The following is a 20,732-nucleotide window of genomic DNA, read 5'->3' as shown; positions in this document are numbered from 1 at the left end:
TGCGGACTTCCGTTTATGGCTATAGGCTTTATATTTTATATAATGGCTAATATGGCGGCGATGATTACTTTTTTGCTCTACCGGTTGGTTAAAAACATGATTTCCTGAAGAAAAATAAATTACACGCCATCGTCGTCGTCCTGGTCTTTTTTATTAAACCCTACACTTCCTTTAGGAGGGTACTCTATAGTATCGTTTAGTTCTTCAATATGTTCGGGTTTAAAGAATGGAAGCTTAAGTGCATTTGCCTCCTTCCATTTTTTTACGGTTTCTTTGGCTATATCTCCTTTTTCATCATTTAAACCACCATCGCGGGCCATATAAAGGGTTTGGCTCGGATAAGCGAAATCAGTGCCGCTTTGTGCCACCACGTCAAGTATTCTTAATAATACATCTTCCTGTATTTCCTGAGATACATCTAAATTTGTTGCTTCAATGTAAGCGAAGATTTCTATTTCAAATCCATTGGCACTCATACCGGTAAACCTAACTTTTGCAGGATCGTTATTAACCTTTGGATGCGCATACAGTACATTCCTAATTTCTACAAGCAGAAAACGCAGCTGGTCGGGTGTTGTTTCCATCCTGAATTCCCACACCGGGTTAAACAAAAACCTGTCTCTATGAGCATAGTTTTCCACGTTTACATTGGCAAATTGCCCGTTTGGAATGGTTACAACAGTACGCCTTAGTGTACGCAGCCTTGTACTCCGCATACCTATAGACTCTACAGTGCCTTTTATTTCGCCTACCTGACAAAAATCACCTACACGTATTGTCTGGTCGGCAATAAGGCTAACGCTTCCTACAAAGTTTTCCATAGTTTTCTGGGCACCCAAAGCCAATGCCAAACCACCAATACCAAGTGCAGCTAACCAGGTGGTAACATCAAACCCTACTGCGCCTAATAACGATATTATACCAAATACAACAATGGCTATCTTAACTATACGTTGTACAAACAGAATTACCGATATAGCGGTAATGCGTTTCCGCATAGACATACGGTTTTTGGTATATTCGCCCAGGATGTCTGTTAAACGCCAAAAAAGTATTAATAAAGCTACTATGCCTATGGTTACCGTTATGGTACTGAAACGCTGACGTACTATAATAGAGATACCTACCTGCTGCGAAAAAAATACAAATAACAACACCGATATAAACAGGCGCAATGGTAACCCCAGTACCCTTACAATGACCCATTTTTCAGGATTTCGGGCTTTTTTCCAGAGGAGCCGTACCGAAAGCCCCATTAATGCAACCGTTAGCCAGGAAATGAGGTAGGCTATCATAACTATGACTACCACAGCCAGCCAATGTCCTACTGGCACACCACCCAGAGTGCGTTCTCTTAAGGTATCGGGCAATACTAAATCAAGCAGAGTGTTATCATCAACACTTGTACCTGAAATTGCAGCTACCGTTTCACTGGAAAATTGCCATAATGGAGGGTCATCTTCCGTTATTCCGCCTGTGTTTTCTACGTATAGGATAATTTCTTCACCATTAGCATCTACAGTCCCCACCTTATCAAGATCTTTAGAAAGGTAATCGTCAGTAAAGCCTTCAGGATCATTACTTATTTTAGCCGATGATACCACCTGACCGCTTCTATCCAGGAGTCTCTGAAAATTGTGTACTATTCGTTTACGCTGCTTTTGCGTACGCCACATTCGCTTCAGGTTCAGATAGCGGCTGGCCCGAATATAATTCTGGTCGGCAACAGCCTGTATAAAACCGTTTACAGTGCCGCGGGGTGTGCGCCTGTTTAACGAATCGGGCGGAAAAGAAGGGCCTTCTGTTTTAGGGTCTTCGGCTTTTGTACCCGGCAATAGCTGTGCATGCAACCGGGGAATAAAGATTAGTGTTACCAGTAAGATAAACAACAGTTTTCGGGAAATATATAAGGTGTTCTCTTTGGTCATATCGTTCAAATATAATTGGCAATTAAATTTACAAAAATTACAGAATAAAACATGTCTTATAGCGTTGCTACAGTAAAAATATTTAAGCTTTTGTTAGGTCTTATTTGTGTAGCTTTGTAAAAAACCGGATAATGAAGATTGTTTTATATACCTTTTGCTTTTTTGTACCCGCCTTCCTTTTTGCCCAAAACCCTAAGAATGTAGATTTTAAAACACTGGATGCAGATTTGCATTTCGATTTTAAAAAGAAAGAGATTTCGGGTGATGTTACGTATACGTTTAAAGTTGAAGGCAAAAAGCCTGACACTGTTTATATAGATGCACAAAATATCCATTTTGAAAATGTAAAACTGAATAATAAAAAGAAAACGGGGTGGACATCTACCTCTAAATTATTAAAGCTTTATAGCGGTATAAAAAAAGGAAACAATACCCTTGTGGTGCATTATTCAGCTACACCTAAGCAAACATTATATTTTGTAAAAGACGGTGATGATAACCAGATATGGACACAGGGGCAGGGTAAATATACAAGTCACTGGCTTCCGAGTTTTGATAATGTAAATGAAAAATTGGTTTTTAATATAAAGGCCACTTATGATAAGGACTATACAGTGCTGGCAAACGGTAAGCTTACTGATACTATGACTGTAGGAAATACCAAAACATGGCAGTACCGCATGGAAAAACCTATGAGTAGTTATCTTGCTATGGTAGCTATAGGTAAATACCACAGATGGCGTATGGATGCCGTTTCGGGAACACCGATAGAGCTCTATCTGCGTGAGGAGGATACTACAAAATTTGGCTCTACATACCGTTATATGTCTGATATTTTCGATTTCATGGAAAAGGAAACGGGCGTGCCTTATGCCTGGGGACTATATCGTCAGGTACCTGTACTAGACTTTTTATATGCAGGTATGGAAAATACTACATCTACCATATTCAGTCAGGATTTCGTGGTAGATGAAATAGGTTTTAACGACCGTACTTATATGAATGTAAATGCGCATGAGTTGGCCCACCAATGGTTTGGCGATCTTATTACAGCCGAAAGCGGTACACATCACTGGTTGCAGGAAGGATTTGCTACATACTATGCATTGTTAGCCGAGCGCGAGATTTTTGGTGATGATTATTTTAATTACGAAATGTATGAAATTGCCGAACGTATACAAAAAGCTAGTAAAAATGACACTATTCCGATACTGAATGAAAAGGCAAGTTCGCTGTCTTTTTACCAAAAAGGTGCTTGGGCGCTGCATGCCTTGCGAAGCGGAATAGGGGATGAGGCTTTTAAGAAAGCGGTAAAAACGTACCTGGAAAAGTATGCATTTAAGAACGTAAATACAGACCAGTTTCTTGCCGAAATAAAAATAGCAGCTCCGGGTTACGATACTGATTCGTTTAAAAAACGCTGGCTGGAAAGTGGTACGTTTCAGGTAGAAGAAGCGCTAAATATTTTAAGTGATAGCGGTTTTATGCAACAATACTTTGCTGTAGGCGATTTGCAGGACAAACCTTTTGCTGAAAATAAAGACACGTATCTGGAAATCATGCAGTCTGTGGCATATTATCCTGTAAAAGAGGAAATCCTATTCCAGATAGCTCAGGTTCCTTTTGCTGATAAAGCGGAGATTGTACGAGCAGCCATGCAAACTAACGATATAAAAATACGTCAGGCTGTAGCCCGTACAGTTACAGTTTTTCCTATAGAGTTTTATGAAGAATATAGAAGCCTGCTTGATGATGAATCTTATATTACGCGCGAAATTGTACTAAATGTGCTGTATAAGAAATTCCCGGATAAGCAGGCGGAATTACTCGACCTAAGCAAAAAATGGGTAGGTTTTAACGATATGAACCTGCGTATACAATGGCTTACGCTAGCGTATGCCTCTAAAACCTACCATCCTGAAAAGAAAGACGATTATTATGGTGAGCTTATTCATTACGCATCGCCTAAATTTGAGAGCAGCGTACGCCAAAATGCACTCTCCAATCTTTTATACATAGGAAAAGCTGACCCAATAGTATGGCAGGACCTTATTAATGCTACCACACACCATAAATGGCAGTTTGCAAAGTTTGGTAAAGACAACCTACGTAAGCTACTTAAAAAGAAAGGATATCGTGAACTGATAGCCGGCATTATGCCCGACCTTAGTGAAGCAGAGCAGGTAAAACTACAGCAGCTGCTGGACGAAAAATAATTATATCGGTACAAAAACGTACTTCTGGCCACCGGTATTTACCACGACAGAAAGTTCTGTAGGGGTATATGTTACCAGTGGCCAGTATTTTACTTTGCCATTGGTGTTTAGTATCAGTACTTTGCTGTCGTCTTTTTTAACCCGATAATCCCAATAACCTGTTTCCTTAATAGTACCAAGTGTAAAGGTATACGAACCGTTTCTGTCAAGTAACAGTCCACTTCCTTTTGGGACTGTTGGTGCATCAAAAACTGCATTATCATCATCGTCTGCATCATTTCCACCCATGCTTGTAAGTTTCCATTTATTCTGTAACACTGCTGTGGTGGTATCAGAGGTTATGCGCCTGAGTTTTACTAGAAATTTAGTCATATTAATTACAATGGTTTCCGTCTCAATTGATACCAGTTCATATTGATACGTTTTTGAAGTTTCTGTTACAGTAAAAAGTAGCAATTTTCCTTCCTGCTTAAACGTACCCGATTCACCTTTGCCCATTACGGTTGATTCATAATTGCCGTCCGGGTAAAAATGCATACTTAAATTGCCCAGGAACGCCTGTGCCTTTTGCATATCTTGTTCGGAATTGCCTTCTGCCAGCGAATCAAATTTCCAGTGGCCGTATACAGGAGTGATAGTTTGCGCTATGCCTTTTGGCAAAAAAAACAAAAGGGCAATACATAAAAGTTTTTTCATAAAGAATGGTTTTGTGGATTGTAAGGCTAATATAATGAAGTGTAAGAAAAGACAATCAGTGACATACTTATTTAACATTGCTATCCTTTATTTTTTTACTCAATATGGTTTAATTTTACTTTCAAGAATTTACCACGCATGCAATACAAATCACTCGAAAACGGTTTTAAGGTAAGTGTAACTAGCTTTGGCTGTATGTCGCTTAAGTCTGCCAGTACTGAAAACGATAGCCTTATAAATACTGCAATAAATAACGGTATTAACTTGTTTGATACAGCTGACTTATACGATAAAGGAGACAATGAAATACTCCTTGGTAAAGCCTTGAAAAACAAAAGAAAAGATGTGTTTATTTCAACAAAAGTAGGAAACCGATGGCGGCTCGACGGTTCCGGGTGGGACTGGTGTCCTCGTAAGGAATATATACTTACAGCCGTAGACGAAAGCTTGCGTCGTCTGGGTACTGATTATATAGATTTGTACCTGCTACACGGAGGTACCATAGATGACCCAATTGACGAAATCATTGAGGCTTTTGAACGCTTAGTAGATTCGGGGAAGATACGCAGCTACGGTCTTTCATCCATTCGTCCAAATGTGATACGTGAATATGTAAACCGTTCTAACATTACGGCGGTAATGACCCAATACAGCTTATTGGATCGAAGGCCTGAAGAAGCCACGCTAAAGCTGTTGCAGGATAATAACATAGGTGTACTGGCACGCGGCACGGTAGCTTCAGGCTTATTGGCAGGTAAAGCTGCCGCACCTTATGTCGGGTTAAGCGAAGAACAAGTTACAGCCATACAAAACGGATTGAATACAAACATACAATCCGGCAGTACCGCAGCCGAAACAGCCCTGCGTTATGTAATAGACAATCCAGCCATAACTACTGCTGTGGTAGGTATACGTACATCACAACAACTGACAGATGCACTTACTGCGGCCAATGCCGCTCCGCTTACTGATGCACAAAGGTCGATACTGGCTTCAATTTGGGAAGGCAACATATATGCTGAGCATCGATAAGATAAATTTTTTCATATAAGTAGCTATAAAAGGTAATAGTCTTACTATTGCCATTATTTTAACATTGATACTGCCAACTGACTGCTTGTAGTTGTTTTTTAACCCCAAATATGTAACGATAGTACTTTAGAGCGAGTATAAATTATGATTTTATAAACAGATAAATCTATCTAATTGCATATTTTTGCGGTTTATCCAATTATACGATGCAAGCCAACCAGGAAGAGGACAGAAAGGAGCTGTATAACTACCAGCAACGCGATATAGACACCATCTTTGAGAAGTTTGAGGGCAAGCCCGAAAGCTATCATTTGTTGTACCAATTACCCACGGGAGGGGGTAAAACGGTTATTTTCTCTGAAATAGCCCGCAGGTACCTTGAAAAATACAAACGAAAAGTACTTGTACTTACCCACCGAATAGAACTTAGTAAGCAAACATCGCAAATGCTTACCAGCTTTGGGGTGAAAAATACCATTATAGACAGTGCCGTTAAGGAGCTGCCGTATGATAATGATTTTTCGTGTTATGTAGCTATGGTGGAAACGTTGAATAACCGCCTGAAAGACAAAAAATTTCACATGGACAATGTAGGGCTTGTTATTGTCGATGAAGCCCACTACAACAGTTTCCGTAAGTTGTTTACTTACTTTGGGAATTCTTGGTTTTTGGGAGTTACAGCTACGCCACTAAGTTCTAACATAGAATTGCCTATGTACGAAACCTATAATGAATTGATTATGGGTGAACCTATACAGTCACTTATAGACAAAGGCTATCTTGCACGTGCTGCTATGTATGGGTACGATGTGGAACTTACCTCTCTTAAGCTGGGAATTAATGGTGATTATACCGTAGCTTCATCGGATGAGCTGTATTCAAGAGGAGTAATGCAGGATTTGCTTTTGCAAACTTACGTACAGCGTTCGTACGGGCAAAAGACGCTGATATTTAACAACGGTATCAATACTTCGCTGTACGTATACGAAACCTTTAAAGCGGCAGGATTACCCATAAAACACCTGGATAACCGTACGCCGGAACAAGAACGCCGCAAAATACTGGAATGGTTCCGTACTACGCCAAATGCCATACTTACATCGGTTTCCATACTTACCACCGGTTTTGACGAGCCTACGGTAGAAACGATTATCTTAAACCGCGCTACGCGTTCGCTTACATTGTATTTCCAGATGATAGGCCGTGGTAGCCGCAGGCTTCCGCACAAAGATACTTTTACGGTAATAGACCTTGGAAATAATTCACAACGATTTGGTTTGTGGAGTGACCCTGTAGATTGGCAGTACATTTTTAAAAACCCGGAACTGTTCCTGGATAATATCCGTTCGGACGAGGAAATCGAGAGCTACCACATTTATAGTATGCCCGATGATGTGAGGCAGAAATTTGCAAAATCAACAGATACCGAATTTAATGTGGAGGCAGAATTTAAACTAGCTGCCGACAATCGTGAGAAACCAAAAGCGGTAATAGATAAATCCATACGCCAACACGCATTTATGTGTGTGGAAAATGCCGAAACCATTAACGAGGCCCGTAAGCTGGCTAAGGAGCTTGATCCGGATATTGAATACCGCGTAAAGCAATATGCCAAACTATTGAGCAAAACCACCAAGAATTATCGTGAGTGGCTTATAGATGATTACAAAAGCAGATTGAGTACATTGATAACGCGTATATTCCACCGTTATAAGGATGCGGAATCGGAAGAAGAAATCATGGAACTTAGAAAATTGAATTTATAATATGGGATGCTTCGGCATCCTTTTTTTTGGCCATAAATATTTTATGTCGGGTTGTTATGGCATCAAAATAAAATGTACATTTCTGCTGCAAATCACCATCTCATGACAAAGAGGTTTTCAATTATTATCTGTCCGGTTGTACTGGGGATTATATCATTGTATCTGTACAGCTGTTCAGGCAGTAAGCTACAGATAGCACAAACTGTAAAACCTTTTACCAAAGCCGATTCATTACGTATAAAAGTCGATTCACTTTTGCGAATTTCTAAACCCGTTATGGGCTACCGCTTTGTAATAAAAGGCGATTTTGACGGCGACCGCATATCCGATACGCTTTATGAGCGTTATACTGATTCCCTCTACCAAAATGAGGCTGCCAAGTACTATACCAGTGCTGATACGCTTTTTGAATATAGTGATGTGTCGTTCATTAATAATTATCTTAACAGGAAGTCTTTCATTGAATGGAAGGAGAAAAAACTGAAGTTAAAAGGAGGTGACTTAGGATTTCATTATATAGAAAACTGCGGTGATGTTAATGACGACGGTAAAGATGAAATTTTAGTTGTGAAGCAATGGGATGATTATACTAACCTGAATACTGCTTATATATACTCTTACGTAGACGGCGAGTGGAAAGAGATTTATAAAGCATCGGTTTGGGAGTGGCAGTTTCCGCCTACGCCATCAGCAAGTATGATACCCGGGCTTTTTGGTAATTTTGAATTTGGCACTACGGATAACGAAGAAGACGATGCCCTGCTGGAACAGCAATTAAAAGCGTACCGGTTTATGAGTTATTACCCGGATCATTCGGTGGAGTTCAGTGGGCGCAATGATGTAGGTGTGTGGGATAATGATGATGCAAGTGCAGAGTTAGAAGAAATAGGACAACAGGAGTATATTAAAAAATATTTTGCAAAAGCAGTGATTAATTATTCTTTGTATGTACACAGGAAAAGCAACAATGCTGTTTATTACAAATGTTCTGAAGAAAAGATTTCAAAAAAAGAAACAGTAATCCTTTTTCCTCTTGATGATGGTGCCGATATGATAACCACCAGGATTTTTATAAAACACCCGCAATCACCTTTTAAAAATAAAACAGGACAAAAACAGTAACAAAAAAGCCAACCTTTTCAGGCTGGCTTTGTGTTATTTTTTAAGGCTGTCTGAAGCTTTAATTACCGCTTCTTTAAGTCCTTGTTTGTAAGCAATTATCTTAGCCTGTACCAGTTTGTCGTGGCTGCCAAGTATTTGTGCGGCAAGTATACCGGCGTTCTTTGCTCCGTTTAGCGCTACCGTAGCTACAGGTACACCACCAGGCATTTGCAGTATAGAAAGCACACTGTCCCAACCATCAATACTATTGCTTGATTTTACAGGTACGCCTATAACAGGTAGCGGACTCATACTGGCTACCATACCCGGAAGGTGGGCTGCACCACCTGCACCGGCTATAATTACATTTACACCACGTGTATGAGCAGTGGTGCTGTATTCAAAAAGCTTTTCGGGGGTACGGTGGGCCGATACAATATCAACCTCTGTTTCTATACCAAATTCTTTTAATATGTCTATGGCATCCTGCATTACCGGCATATCCGATATGCTGCCCATGATGATTCCTATTTTCATAATCTTTTTGGTTGTTAGTTGATGGTTGTCGGTTGTTAGGAAAACACTCAACCCCACCAGCCAATTTAAAATTTATAATTCAAAATTTAAAATAAACACTATAACCTAATTACTGATAACTCGAATCGTATTCTTTACTTCCTCGGCTATCCTGCGGGCTTCGGCTATATCACTGTTTACTATGGTTACGTGTCCCATTTTACGAAACGGGCGGGTTTCTTTTTTACCGTAAATGTGTGGGGTAACACCGTCTTTGCCCAATATCTTCTCTATATTTTCATACACCACGTTTCCGCTGTATCCTTCGGCACCTACAAGGTTTACCATAATACCTGCCACCTTGCTGTCAGTATTACCAAGTGGAAGATTTAGTATAGCGCGCAGGTGCTGCTCAAACTGGCTGGTATAGCTGGCCTCAATAGAGTAGTGCCCGCTGTTGTGTGGCCTTGGTGCTACTTCGTTTACAAGTATTTCATCGTCCTGTGTTTGAAACATTTCTACAGCAAGCAAACCTACATGATTAAATGATTCAGAAACCTTTAGCGCTATTGCACGTGCTTTTTCGGCCACGGCATCATCTATGCGGGCAGGGCAAATTACATACTCTACCTGGTTAGCCTCCGGATGGAACTCCATTTCTACTACCGGGTAGGTTTTTATTTCGCCACTTGGGTTACGGGTTACAATTACGGCAAGTTCGTTTTTAAAGGCTATCATTTCCTCGGCTATACACTGTACATCGGCAAGGCCATCAAAACTCTCAATGCTACGGATTACTTTTACACCGTTACCATCATAGCCGCCCTCGGTACTTTTCCAGATGAAAGGGAAAGAAAATTCACCTGCAACAGCAGCTTCCTTAAGAGCAGCGGTGGATTCAAAACGTTTGTATGGGGCAGTAGGTATGTTATGTTCAGTATAGAAATCTTTCTGCGCACCTTTATTTTGTATTTGTTTCAGTGTTTGTGGTGAAGGATAAACTTTAACGCCCTCAGCCTCCAGTTTTTCAAGCGCCTGAATGTTTACAAGTTCAATTTCAAAAGTAAGTACGTCTACTTGTTTACCAAAGTTGTATACCGTATCAAAATCCATAAGGCTTCCCTGTACAAAAACATTACTGCCTATTTTGCAGGGGGCTTCTGCCGATGGATCAAGCACATAAGTTTGAATATCAAATTTACGGGTTTCGGTAAGCAGCATCTTGCCCAGTTGCCCGCCACCCAGTATTCCAAGCTTAAATCCTGAAGAAAAGTAGTTCATTTATTGTGTTGTTGTTTGCAGGCAAAGATACTTATAATGTAAGGATAAAGCAATTGTAAAATCCTGTAGTATTTTTCACTTTATTTTAGCATTATTGTTTACTAATATATTCGTATTTTAGGGGTTATACTATTCTTACAATTTTGTAAACTAAAACGAAAGCCAATGAGACTTACAGTAGAACGCAAACCCGTTAAAGTTTTACCGGATACCAAGCGTGTAATAGCCCGTTTCTTTTTTAACGGTGATGAGCGCGCAATAGAACTGATAAAGAAAATATTGGTTCTGGATAAAGAAGAGATATTCTCCTTAATATCCCCTTTGCTACAGGATTTTTCTAAAAGGCACAGAAATATCACCCGTAAACTATTGCGAAATTGTGAGCGTGTAAAGCGGTATATAGTAGCAGCGGGATTTGACTATGATGCTTTAGACGAAAACGCCAAACTTCTTATTGGTTCATACTTTACACATGAATATTCTATAGAGTCGGCAGCGTTTTTTAACCCAAGTATAGTGCCTGACCCTGACCAGACCAATTTAGAGGAAGGTCAGCTACGTGTAATAATAAGTTTCCGGGCTGTAGGCGAGGGGCACGTAAGTTCGGTAGTATTCCGCCGGGCAATTATAGATAGAAACAGTAATATAACTGTAATACCGGCGGGTAATTACATAGATGAAGCTGAAAAGGTGCATAATCTTGTATACCATAAACGTCTTTTTTTAGCAAAAGCACGTGAAGCCGAAATTGATGAAAAATTCTTGCAGATTGTAACTACCCAACTTGAAGACAGGTTCGACTATGATCAGCTAAAAAATGTAGTAATCGATGCCCGTTCGGAAATAGACGATCCCGAAACACTGCGTGATCTTAACCTTATACTTGCATTAAGCGATAGCTACCGTCGTATTACCTTTAGTAAAGATACCGACATTAGCGATAGGGTAATTTTTCCTATTTCCGATTTTGAAAGCAAGGGAATTGAAGATGCCCGTTTTGTAAAGTACTTCGATGAAAACGGAAAAGCCACATATTACGCTACTTATACAGCTTATGACGGGGTGCATATCATGCCTAAGTTACTTCGTACTACAGATTTTTATGAATTTAAAACCAGTCCGCTGAATGGTGCAGGAGCAAAAAATAAAAACCTGGCCTTATTTCCGCGAAAGATTAACGGTAAATATGCCATGCTAAGCCGAATAGACGGCTGGAACAACTACCTCATGTATAGTGATAATATTAATGAATGGGATGATCCAATTAAAATACAGGCGCCTGAATATCCTTGGGAATTTGTACAAATAGGTAATTGTGGCAGCCCTATAGAAACTGATTGTGGGTGGCTTATAATTACGCACTCTGTGGGTAGTATGCGTCGTTACAGTATTGGAGCTTCATTGCTGGACCTGAATGATCCTTCAATTGAAATAGGCCGACTAAAAGATCCGCTTATCATCCCTAATCCCGATGAACGTGAAGGTTATGTACCAAATGTGGTATACAGCTGTGGTTCTATTATTCATAATGACGACCTGATTATACCATACGGACTTAGTGACCACAGTTCGGGCTTTGCTGCAGTAAAGTTACAAACATTATTGGACAGGCTTAAATCGGGAGGATGATACCTAAAATTAAGGTAAACTTTAAGCGTGTACTGAGTCTTTGATAAAGCAATGCGCCCTATCTTTGCATAAAAATTTTGTAACTAATGGAAAATGACACAACCGGGAATACCAAGCCCGGTTTTTTCGATAAAAACCCTGTATTAAAAAATAAAGAATTCTTAGCCTATATGGGGCTTCGCTTCGGGCTGTTTTTTGCCCTTAATATGCAAAGTACCACCATATTTTATTGGGTATTTCAAATTACAAACAATAAACTATCGTTAGGAATGGTGGGCCTTGCCGAGGTTATTCCTGCTATAGGATGCTCGTTGTTTGCCGGCCATTTTGTAGACCTTCTCGAAAAGCGAAGATTGGTGCTTACCTGTGTTATAGCGTATATCGCCCTCGGTATTTCACTGTTCATTCTTACAACCCCCTTTTCTTATGAAACATTAGGTCATAACCTTACACTATATCTTATATACGGATTGGTATTTGTAGGTGGTGTAATCCGTTCGTTTATTGGGCCATCGTTATTTGCTTTATTCGGACTTGTCGTTAGTGACCGTAAACTTTATGCTAACGGAACCAGTTGGGGTAGTATGGCGCTTCAACTTGGCGGGGTTATGGGCCCACTTGCAGCCGGGGTTATGATAGCTATTGATGGCGTAGTAACGGGAATGCTGGCTGTAACAATAGTTCAGTTTTTATTATTGATACCTATACTGAACATAAAAACCAAACCTATTGTAAAGAAAGAACAACGCGAACCTATACTACAAAGCCTTTCGCAAGGGCTTCGTTTTGTATTTAACACACCAGCATTACTTGGTGCGCAGTTGCTTGATATGTTTTCGGTATTGTTTGGTGGGGCTATAGCACTGCTGCCTGTATACCAAAAGGAAATTTTGCATGTAGACGAAGTAGGTTTTGGTTTATTACGTTCTGCACCGGGTATAGGTGCATTGCTCACACTGGGGCTGCTGGCTTTTATGCCGCTTAAAACACATCCGGGGCGTAAACTATTTATTGCAGTTACGGGATTTGCGTTGAGCATCATCATTTTCGGTATTTCAAAAAACTTCTACCTGTCGTTCTTTATGCTGCTACTTAGCGGTATGTTTGATGCTGTTAGTGTAGTAGTACGCGGTACTATTCTTCAACTTGTAACACCAGACCATATGCGTGGCAGGGTATCGTCTGTTAATACTATATTTATTAGTTCCAGCAATGAACTTGGTGATTTTGAAAGCGGTGTTATGGCACACTGGCTGGGTACGGTTCGTGCGGTTTATACCGGCGGCCTGCTTACCTTAGGTGTTATCGCAGTTACTTTCTTTAGTGCTCCCCAGCTTCGTAAGTTTAATTTTGAAGAAGAACCTGATTCAAAAAAATAACCTGATGAAAACATCAGGTTATTTTTTTGTAAATAGTTTATCTAAAAAGAGGTAACGATCGCGATGTGGCTCCTTGTATGCTTTAGGCTCAACATTAATTTCCATAATAGTCATTACACCGTTGCTTTCACTGGCGGGCCATTGCACTAATACTTTATTATCATTCGGATTTCCGGTTTTAATAAAATTAGCAAAATAGTCCAATCCTATATCGCTAACCTTATAATCTTCTTCAGTCCATTCATATACGGTATTGGTAGCAAGATTACCCAGCAAATACTCAATATCGCTGGCATGACTGGCGCCTTTCAGGGCATCGGGCATTTTGTTTTCTTCCTTTTTACCATCATCTTTAATTATTCCGCCCGCAAGTCCGGCTTTGGCATTACCCATTTCGGCCTTCATAGGAGGGCGTGCTTTACTAAAAATGTAAGTATATACAGGTTGCCCTGAAGTTTCTCTATGCAGGTCGAGCCACTTCCATGTGCTATATACTATAAAGTTGTCACTGGCGAGTGCTGTTGCAGAGGTTATTATTTCCTTTTCGTTTTCACCCGGATACAATTCAAAAACAATCTCGGCATTATTACCGTATTTCTTTTTTACTATTTCAGTATAGTTTTCGGGGTTAGGATATTGTCCTTGCATAAATACCATATAAGGCATTTCAGTAGAAGTCCAGCCCGCTAATAATGGTACCTGTGCCTGTTCGCCTGCAGCAAAAGTCTCAGAAGGCAGTTTGGTTAAAAAATATCCGTCTACTACTGCCTTGGTACTGAATACACCCGGTTTGGCTGCAAGGTCTAACAATTTATCGGCAGGTAGGGCACGTAGGGCAGCCAATGTTTTAATATTGTTACTGTCACCAAATTTTACTCCGTTCTCCTCCTGTTCTTTTAACGGAATGGCATCGAGTGTTGGGTTTATCATAGCACCACTTTGGCCGATTGCTCCGTTAATAAGGTTTTTTGAAAGAGGAGAGGCCATCTGTGCTGACACCGATATGGAACCCGCCGATTCACCTGCAATGGTTATCTTGTTAGGGTCACCACCAAAGGCTTCTATGTTTTTCTTTACCCATTTTAGTGCAGCGTTCTGATCCAGCAGGCCGTAATTACCGGAAGCATGGTTGGGCGATTCCTTAGTCAGTTCGGGATGTGCAAAGAACCCGAAGATGCCCAGCCTGTAATTCAGGGTTACCACTACAATTCCCTTTTTAGCAAGAGCCTCGCCATCATAGCGGTTTTCAGAGCCGTCTCCGGCAATGTAGCCGCCACCATAAAAGTATACCAGTACAGGTAGTTTTTCATCTGTTTTTTTAGCGGGAGTCCACACGTTAAGGTACAGGCAGTCCTCACTCATTTTTGGTGCCCGGAACATCATATCGCCAAACACGTTTTTCTGCATAGCGTTTGGGCCAAATTCGGTAGCTTTTCGTATACCGTTCCATTTGGCGGCTGGCTGGGGTTCGCGCCAACGGAGATTGCCCACTGGCGGTAGCGCAAAGGGTACACCCCTGTATGCCGAAATGCCGCTTTTTAGGGTAAGCCCTTCCAACTTTCCTTGTTCTACAGTAGCTTGTGGCGCTTTTTGGGCAAATGTATTCAGGCTAAACTGTAATAGTACAGCCAAAAATATGATTCGTTTTATCATTCTCTCAGAAGTTGTTTTTGTATGAGTGTTACCCAAAGATAAAGAAAAAAACGACGCTTGCTTATAAAGCAATGACGTTTGTGTTCTTTACCTCGCCTATCATAAAGGTGCTGTGTGTGCTGCCTATATGGTGCAAAGTGGTAAGCTTTGTTACCATAAACTCGCGGTATTCTTCCATATTGGTCATATAAATTTTGAGTATGTAATCATAGTCTCCGCTTACGTGGTAGCACTCCAAAACTTCGGGAAGCTTGGCTACTTCACGCTCAAAGGTGGTTACGTTTTCCTTGGTGTGTTGAACCAGTTTAAGGTGACAAAATACAACAAAACCCTTTTGTACTTTGTTACGGTTTAGCATGGCTACATACTTTTCTATAATTCCTTCACGCTGTAGTTTCTTTATACGTTCGTGTACCGCTGTGGGTGACAAACTAAGCTTTAGAGCCAGTTGTTTTGTGGTTTGTGTGCTGTCTTCCTGCAAAAAATGAAGTAGTTTTTTATCGGTTGAATCAAGTGTCATGCTGAATATTTTTCGGTTAACTCTATTTAGCATAGTATTGTTTAGATTTTAAAACAAATTATGTTTAAAAATATAGAATATAATTCTATTAAAATAAAAATGTATTGATTTTTATTTTAATAATAGCTCAATTTGTAAAACTAAACTAACACTACATAAAAATGAACAACTCAGAAAACTTTAATCCGGCTGATAACATACAGGATTTACAGTACTTCGGCGAATTTGGCGGCGTTAACCCTTCTATTTCCGATTCGTCTACGTATACGTTCCTTTCAGCAAAAACCATGTTCGATACTTTCGAAGGCAATGCCGACGGTTGTTACCTGTACAGCCGCCACTCATCGCCAAGTAATCTATACTTAGGCCAGGCACTTGCTGCTATGGAGGGGACTGAAACGGCAAACGTAGCTGCTTCGGGAATGGGGGCTATAACTTCGGTACTTATGCAGTTGTGCGGGCAGGGCGACCACATCGTATCTAGCCGTACCATATACGGTGGCACCTATGCGTTTATGAAGAACTTCCTGCCAAAATTTGGAATTACAACCTCGTTCGTGGATATTACCAAACATGATAAAGTGGAGGCAGCTATAACCCAAAATACTAAAGTGTTATATTGCGAAACCGTAAGTAACCCTTTACTTGAAATTGCTGATATTAATGCACTTGCTAGCATTGTCAAAAAACATAACCTGAAGCTGGTTGTAGACAATACTTTCTCTCCATTATCAGTTTCGCCGGTTAAGTTAGGTGCCGATGTGGTGGTGCACAGCCTTACAAAATTTATCAACGGTAGTAGTGATACAGTTGGTGGTGTGGCTTGTGGTACCCAGCAGTTTATTAACGATATGCGCAACGTTAACGATGGTGCGGCAATGCTCCTTGGCCCAACAATGGACAGCCTGCGTGCAGCAAGCATTATGAAAAACCTGCGCACGCTACACATACGTATGAAACAACATAGCCACAATGCCATGTATCTCGCTAAACGTTTTGAAAATGATGGACTTAGGGTGGTATATCCCGGACTGGAAAGCCACCCAGGTCATGAATTGTATAAAGGGATGATAAACCCGGAATATGGTTTTGGCGGGATGATGACTATTGATGCAGGTTCGCTTGACAAAGCCAATGAGCTAATGGAGCTTATGCAGCACCGTAACCTGGGTTACCTTGCCGTAAGCCTTGGGTTTTACAAAACATTATTTAGTGCGCCGGGTACATCAACTTCAAGTGAAATTCCGTTAGATGAACAAAAAGAAATGGGATTGTCTGATGGGCTAATTCGTTTCTCTATCGGTCTTGATAATGACATAGAACGCACCTATAAAATGATGCGCGAATGTATGGAAGAAACAGGGGTGCTTAAACTTAGTTACAGCATATAAGGTTCATTGTTCGTTGTTTATTGTTCAGGGTTCGAGTGGAACAAGGAACAATAAACAACGAACAAAATAACTTACTGTTGTTGCTGCTGCTGTTGCATCTCCAGGAAACGCTGGTATGAGTTCATGGCAGTATCGGCAACAGGTTTAGGAGCTTCGGCTACATAAACCGGTTCGGCAGGTTTTGCTTCGGCAGTATTTTTTTCATTACTAATGGTTACCAGTACTGTAAGCGTGTGGCTTCCGGGTCCTTTATAAGTACCTTTTACAGGGGTACAGTCGTTAAAGTTGCGTCCGTAGGCTATTTTTACATGGCGGTCGCTTACGTTACAATTATTAGTAGGGTCTATGCCAAACCATCCATAATCGGGCAGGTAAGCTTCTACCCATGCATGGGTGGCGCCTTCCCCCCTAAGTTCATGGTTTACAGGGCAGATATACCCGCTTATGTAGCGCGATGGTATACCCAGCAAACGCAGCATTTCAGATAGCAGGTGGGCAAAATCCTGGCACACGCCGGCTTTTAGCTGCCATATTTCATCGATACCGGTTTCTACATTGGTAACGCCTTGCTTGTAAGTGAAATTCTCGTAGATATATGCCGAAAGTTTTTTCACCGTTTCGAAAACCGAAACGCCTTCAGTAGCCAGTCCTTTTACAATAGCCAGTATTTCATCTTTCGCTTCAAATACTTCGGGTTTTATAAAATCGAGGTATTCAAAATTATAAGCCAGTTCTTTCAGAGCATTCCATTCTTCCTGTGGCAGCACGGTAGGCTGTGGCTCCGGTATAGGGAAGGTTTCCACTTCAAGCTCACTGGTTATTTCCAGGGTATCGTGTGGCTCTACAATAGTAAACACGCCCACCTGGTTACCCAGGTAATCGGCAAAATAATCTACTGGCGCTCCCGGTTTCAGGCTTATGGAAATATCCTTTATTTCCTGGTGCTTAGAGTCCTGTGGCTTTAGTATTATCTGGTTAGCGCTGTCGGTTACCTGCGAAGGGTAGTGGTAGCGCGTAATGTGTTTTATATGATACAGCGGCATAATGCTTGTTTCGTGTTTTTATTTGTGGAGGGCAAATATCCTAATTTTTTACGTTTGAAGTAGCAACTGTACTTATTTTTAATATACTACCTTAAAGTAGTGCCTGTCAAATGCCTGCACTATATTGTAAATGTAGGTTTCCAGTTCATTTATAAAATTAAGCTGTTGCTCAGGGGTATTATCCGGACGCATGTATTTCAGGAATGCCAGCGATCTTCCAATCTCAAATTCCAGGTTATCTTTCTGTTCCTCAAGGTTACTTTTCTTCAAACTCTTAGTAAAAGAAGCTATCTGGTTAAGCGAATGCGCTATTGAGTTTGGGAAGTTTTCCTCAAACAATATCTGGGCATAAATAGACTGCGGATCTAACGACCCTGCATTTGCCTGTAGGTAATACTCATATCCACTAAGTGAAATAAGGAGGTAGCGCCAACTTACAGCATCTACACTATCAGTATCTGTATTACAAATTAGCATTTGTCTTTTTAGCAACAACAGGCATTGCAATGCTCTTTCAATATAACCGCCTATACGCAGGAAAAAGAACCCCTCACCGCGGAACATACTGTTGTCTACCGTGCCGTAATAATGCATGCACTGCTTTATAAACTGGTCAAACACAGATATGGGGTCGTACAGCGCTATATGCGTTTTTAGCATCGGGTTGCGCATTTGGTGGTAAAAATCGTTGAGCGATTGCCATAGCTCTTTGGTAATATGATCCTGTGCGCTGCGGGCGTTTTCGCGGGCACGCATTATGTTATTACACAGTGACAGATCAAGGTTACTGTCAAACACTATTGCCTGCAGGATTTCTCCCGCTGAGCCACAAATACCGCCGTTACCGTTAGTGTATTCTTTACAAATGTTGTCCCAACTGATAACAGGCAGGCCGTCCTGGCTGGCTATGTACAGGGTTTGCAAATTACGCAGGTGGATGTTGGTGCGCTCCATGTAGCGGCTCATCCAAAATATATTTTCAGCTACTCTACTAAGCATGTAGTTGTTGTACGTATTAGTTAATCAATAATCCAGGTGTCCTTACTGCCGCCGCCCTGCGATGAGTTTACTACGATAGAACCTTCTTTAAGCGCCACACGGGTCAGTCCGCCCGGAACAATGTCTATACCGTCGGGGCCGTAAAGCGCATAAGGGCGAAGGTCTACACGGCGGGGTTGCAGCTTGCCGTCTATATAACACGGTGCGGTACTCAGCTTAATGATGGGCTGCGCAATGAACTGGCGTGGCTGTGCGTTGATTTCCTCTATAAATTTGGCAATTTCCTCATCGGTAGCACAGTCGCCTATAAGCATACCATAACCGCCACTTTCGTTGGTACGCTTTATTACCATCTTATGGATATTTTCTATGGCATACTTGCGTTCGTCCTGGTTTTCCATTTTATAGGTAGGTACGCTTTTCAGTATCGGCTCTTCGTTAAGGTAATAGCGGATCATATCCGGCACATAAGAGTACACGGCCTTATCGTCGGCAACACCATTACCCATAGCGTTTACAATAACCACATTACCTTTGCGGTAGGCGTGGTAAATGCCCGGTACGCCCAGTACGCTATCGGGTCTGAATACCAGTGGGTCTATAAACTCGTCGTCTACACGGCGGTAAATCACGTCGACTTTTTTAAGGCCCTTGGTGGTTTTCATGTACACTTTATGGTTTTGTACCACGAGGTCTCGGCCTTCAACCAACTCAATACCCATAAGGCGAGCAAGGGTAGTGTGCTCAAAGTACGCCGAGTTATAAATGCCCGGCGTAAGCAATACCACGGTAGGGCGGCTGGTTTTGTCTTTGGCAAGGGCCAAAAGGTTTTTTACCAGCAGCTCGGGGTAGTCCTTAACCTGCCTAACTTTATTTTCAGGAAGTATATTCGGGAAGATACGGTAGCTCATGTTACGGTTTTCCAGCATATAACTTACGCCCGACGGGGTGCGCAGGTTGTCTTCCAGCACGTAGTACGAGCCGTCATAATCGCGTATAAGGTCGATACCGCTGATGTGCGAATAGATGTTAAACGGCACGTCTACGTTTACCATTTCCCGCAGAAAGTTGGGGCATGAGTAAATAAGCGATGCCGGTATAATACCGTCCTTTATAATAAACTGCTCGTGGTATACGTCGCGCAGAAAGATGTTCAGCGCCTTAAGCCGCTGCTTGATGCCTTTCTCTATAAAGTCCCATTCGGCGGCTTCTATGATACGGGGGATAATATCAAACGGAAATATTTTTTCAATGCCCTCGTCGCCGCTGTATACCGTAAAGGTAATACCCTGGGTCATGAACAACTTATGCGCCAGTTCGTTTTTAGACTCTACTTCGCCGTCTTTCAGGTTAGTAAACGATGAAATGAACTTATCGTAATGCGGGCGTACCTTGCCGGGCGCCATCATTTCATCAAATACCCCCTGTATCAGTTTGTAATCCTCTTGCGTAATCCTTTTCTCCATAAAGGCATTTTTGAAGTTGTGTGTTATGAAAAACACATGGTTTTCTCCAAAAATAGGAACATTATTTATATATCAAATGAAATGTTAAAAATATTTTTAAAGTTTTAACGGAAATA

The 20,732-nt window shown here is 41.2% G+C and carries 16 protein-coding genes; 7 read left to right on the top strand and 9 right to left on the bottom strand.

All coding sequences use genetic code 11. The annotated features are described in order from the left end of the window. Window positions 1-119: 119 nt before the first annotated feature. The gene (locus ACLI1A_RS16480) at window positions 120-1,928 is read right to left on the bottom strand and encodes a mechanosensitive ion channel family protein (RefSeq protein ID WP_411409780.1); all 1,809 of its coding nucleotides are present in this window, start codon (window positions 1,926-1,928) and stop codon (window positions 120-122) included. A 131-nt stretch (window positions 1,929-2,059) separates the two neighbouring features. Here ACLI1A_RS16480 and ACLI1A_RS16475 point away from each other — a divergent pair, with 131 nt between their 5' ends. Next, on the top strand, window positions 2,060-4,144 hold the full coding sequence (locus tag ACLI1A_RS16475) for a M1 family metallopeptidase (RefSeq protein WP_411409779.1): 2,085 nt from the start codon (window positions 2,060-2,062) through the stop codon (window positions 4,142-4,144). On the opposite strand, the gene ACLI1A_RS16470 is transcribed toward ACLI1A_RS16475, so the two are convergent. Beyond that, window positions 4,145-4,840 (bottom strand): hypothetical protein, encoded by a 696-nt coding sequence (locus ACLI1A_RS16470; protein ID WP_411409778.1) that lies wholly within the window; start codon window positions 4,838-4,840, stop codon window positions 4,145-4,147. It abuts the gene before it with no gap. A gap of 138 nt (window positions 4,841-4,978) precedes the next feature. Here ACLI1A_RS16470 and ACLI1A_RS16465 point away from each other — a divergent pair, with 138 nt between their 5' ends. From ACLI1A_RS16465 to ACLI1A_RS16455, 3 genes are all read left to right on the top strand, one after another. Then, entirely contained in the window at window positions 4,979-5,872 is an 894-nt protein-coding gene (locus ACLI1A_RS16465; RefSeq protein WP_411409777.1) for an aldo/keto reductase, read from the top strand. A gap of 206 nt (window positions 5,873-6,078) precedes the next feature. Continuing rightward, window positions 6,079-7,638: a DEAD/DEAH box helicase gene (locus ACLI1A_RS16460; RefSeq protein WP_411409776.1), complete on the top strand. Its 1,560-nt coding sequence runs from the start codon at window positions 6,079-6,081 to the stop codon at window positions 7,636-7,638. A gap of 102 nt (window positions 7,639-7,740) precedes the next feature. Beyond that, the gene (locus ACLI1A_RS16455; protein ID WP_411409775.1) at window positions 7,741-8,760 is read left to right on the top strand and encodes a hypothetical protein; all 1,020 of its coding nucleotides are present in this window, start codon (window positions 7,741-7,743) and stop codon (window positions 8,758-8,760) included. Window positions 8,761-8,793: 33 nt separating this feature from the next. On the opposite strand, the gene purE is transcribed toward ACLI1A_RS16455, so the two are convergent. After that, the gene (purE, locus tag ACLI1A_RS16450) at window positions 8,794-9,276 is read right to left on the bottom strand and encodes a 5-(carboxyamino)imidazole ribonucleotide mutase (protein WP_411409774.1); all 483 of its coding nucleotides are present in this window, start codon (window positions 9,274-9,276) and stop codon (window positions 8,794-8,796) included. A gap of 105 nt (window positions 9,277-9,381) precedes the next feature. Beyond that, a complete protein-coding gene (locus tag ACLI1A_RS16445) occupies window positions 9,382-10,536 on the bottom strand; it encodes a 5-(carboxyamino)imidazole ribonucleotide synthase (RefSeq protein ID WP_411409773.1) in 1,155 nt (384 codons plus the stop codon). Between the two features lie 165 nt (window positions 10,537-10,701). Here ACLI1A_RS16445 and ACLI1A_RS16440 point away from each other — a divergent pair, with 165 nt between their 5' ends. Next, a complete protein-coding gene (locus ACLI1A_RS16440; RefSeq protein ID WP_411409772.1) occupies window positions 10,702-12,165 on the top strand; it encodes a glycoside hydrolase family 130 protein in 1,464 nt (487 codons plus the stop codon). Between the two features lie 86 nt (window positions 12,166-12,251). After that, complete coding sequence (locus tag ACLI1A_RS16435; RefSeq protein WP_411409771.1) at window positions 12,252-13,544, top strand: MFS transporter; 1,293 nt, start codon at window positions 12,252-12,254, stop codon at window positions 13,542-13,544. An 18-nt stretch (window positions 13,545-13,562) separates the two neighbouring features. Here ACLI1A_RS16435 and ACLI1A_RS16430 read toward each other — a convergent pair whose 3' ends face one another. Both ACLI1A_RS16430 and ACLI1A_RS16425 read right to left on the bottom strand, forming a co-directional pair. Beyond that, window positions 13,563-15,197 carry a carboxylesterase/lipase family protein gene (locus tag ACLI1A_RS16430; protein WP_411409770.1) on the bottom strand — a complete coding sequence of 545 codons (1,635 nt, stop codon included), beginning with the start codon at window positions 15,195-15,197 and terminating at the stop codon, window positions 13,563-13,565. A gap of 61 nt (window positions 15,198-15,258) precedes the next feature. Continuing rightward, window positions 15,259-15,717, bottom strand: coding sequence for an Lrp/AsnC family transcriptional regulator (locus ACLI1A_RS16425; RefSeq protein ID WP_411409769.1), 459 nt, complete (start codon window positions 15,715-15,717; stop codon window positions 15,259-15,261). A gap of 161 nt (window positions 15,718-15,878) precedes the next feature. Here ACLI1A_RS16425 and ACLI1A_RS16420 point away from each other — a divergent pair, with 161 nt between their 5' ends. Then, window positions 15,879-17,108 (top strand): aminotransferase class I/II-fold pyridoxal phosphate-dependent enzyme, encoded by a 1,230-nt coding sequence (locus ACLI1A_RS16420; protein WP_411409768.1) that lies wholly within the window; start codon window positions 15,879-15,881, stop codon window positions 17,106-17,108. A 71-nt stretch (window positions 17,109-17,179) separates the two neighbouring features. Here ACLI1A_RS16420 and ACLI1A_RS16415 read toward each other — a convergent pair whose 3' ends face one another. From ACLI1A_RS16415 to ACLI1A_RS16405, 3 genes are all read right to left on the bottom strand, one after another. After that, window positions 17,180-18,151: a transglutaminase family protein gene (locus ACLI1A_RS16415; RefSeq protein WP_411409767.1), complete on the bottom strand. Its 972-nt coding sequence runs from the start codon at window positions 18,149-18,151 to the stop codon at window positions 17,180-17,182. Window positions 18,152-18,229: 78 nt separating this feature from the next. Further along, window positions 18,230-19,150 (bottom strand): alpha-E domain-containing protein, encoded by a 921-nt coding sequence (locus ACLI1A_RS16410; protein WP_411409766.1) that lies wholly within the window; start codon window positions 19,148-19,150, stop codon window positions 18,230-18,232. Window positions 19,151-19,170: 20 nt separating this feature from the next. Further along, the gene (locus tag ACLI1A_RS16405) at window positions 19,171-20,583 is read right to left on the bottom strand and encodes a circularly permuted type 2 ATP-grasp protein (protein WP_411409792.1); all 1,413 of its coding nucleotides are present in this window, start codon (window positions 20,581-20,583) and stop codon (window positions 19,171-19,173) included. Window positions 20,584-20,732: the final 149 nt, after the last annotated feature.

Origin of the sequence: Flavobacterium sp. RHBU_3 (assembly GCF_046613565.1) — a bacterium.
Taxonomy (GTDB): Bacteria; Bacteroidota; Bacteroidia; order Flavobacteriales; family Flavobacteriaceae; genus Flavobacterium.
The sequence above is the reverse complement of the archived record's forward strand: the minus strand, read 5'-3'. Positions and strand labels throughout refer to the sequence as shown.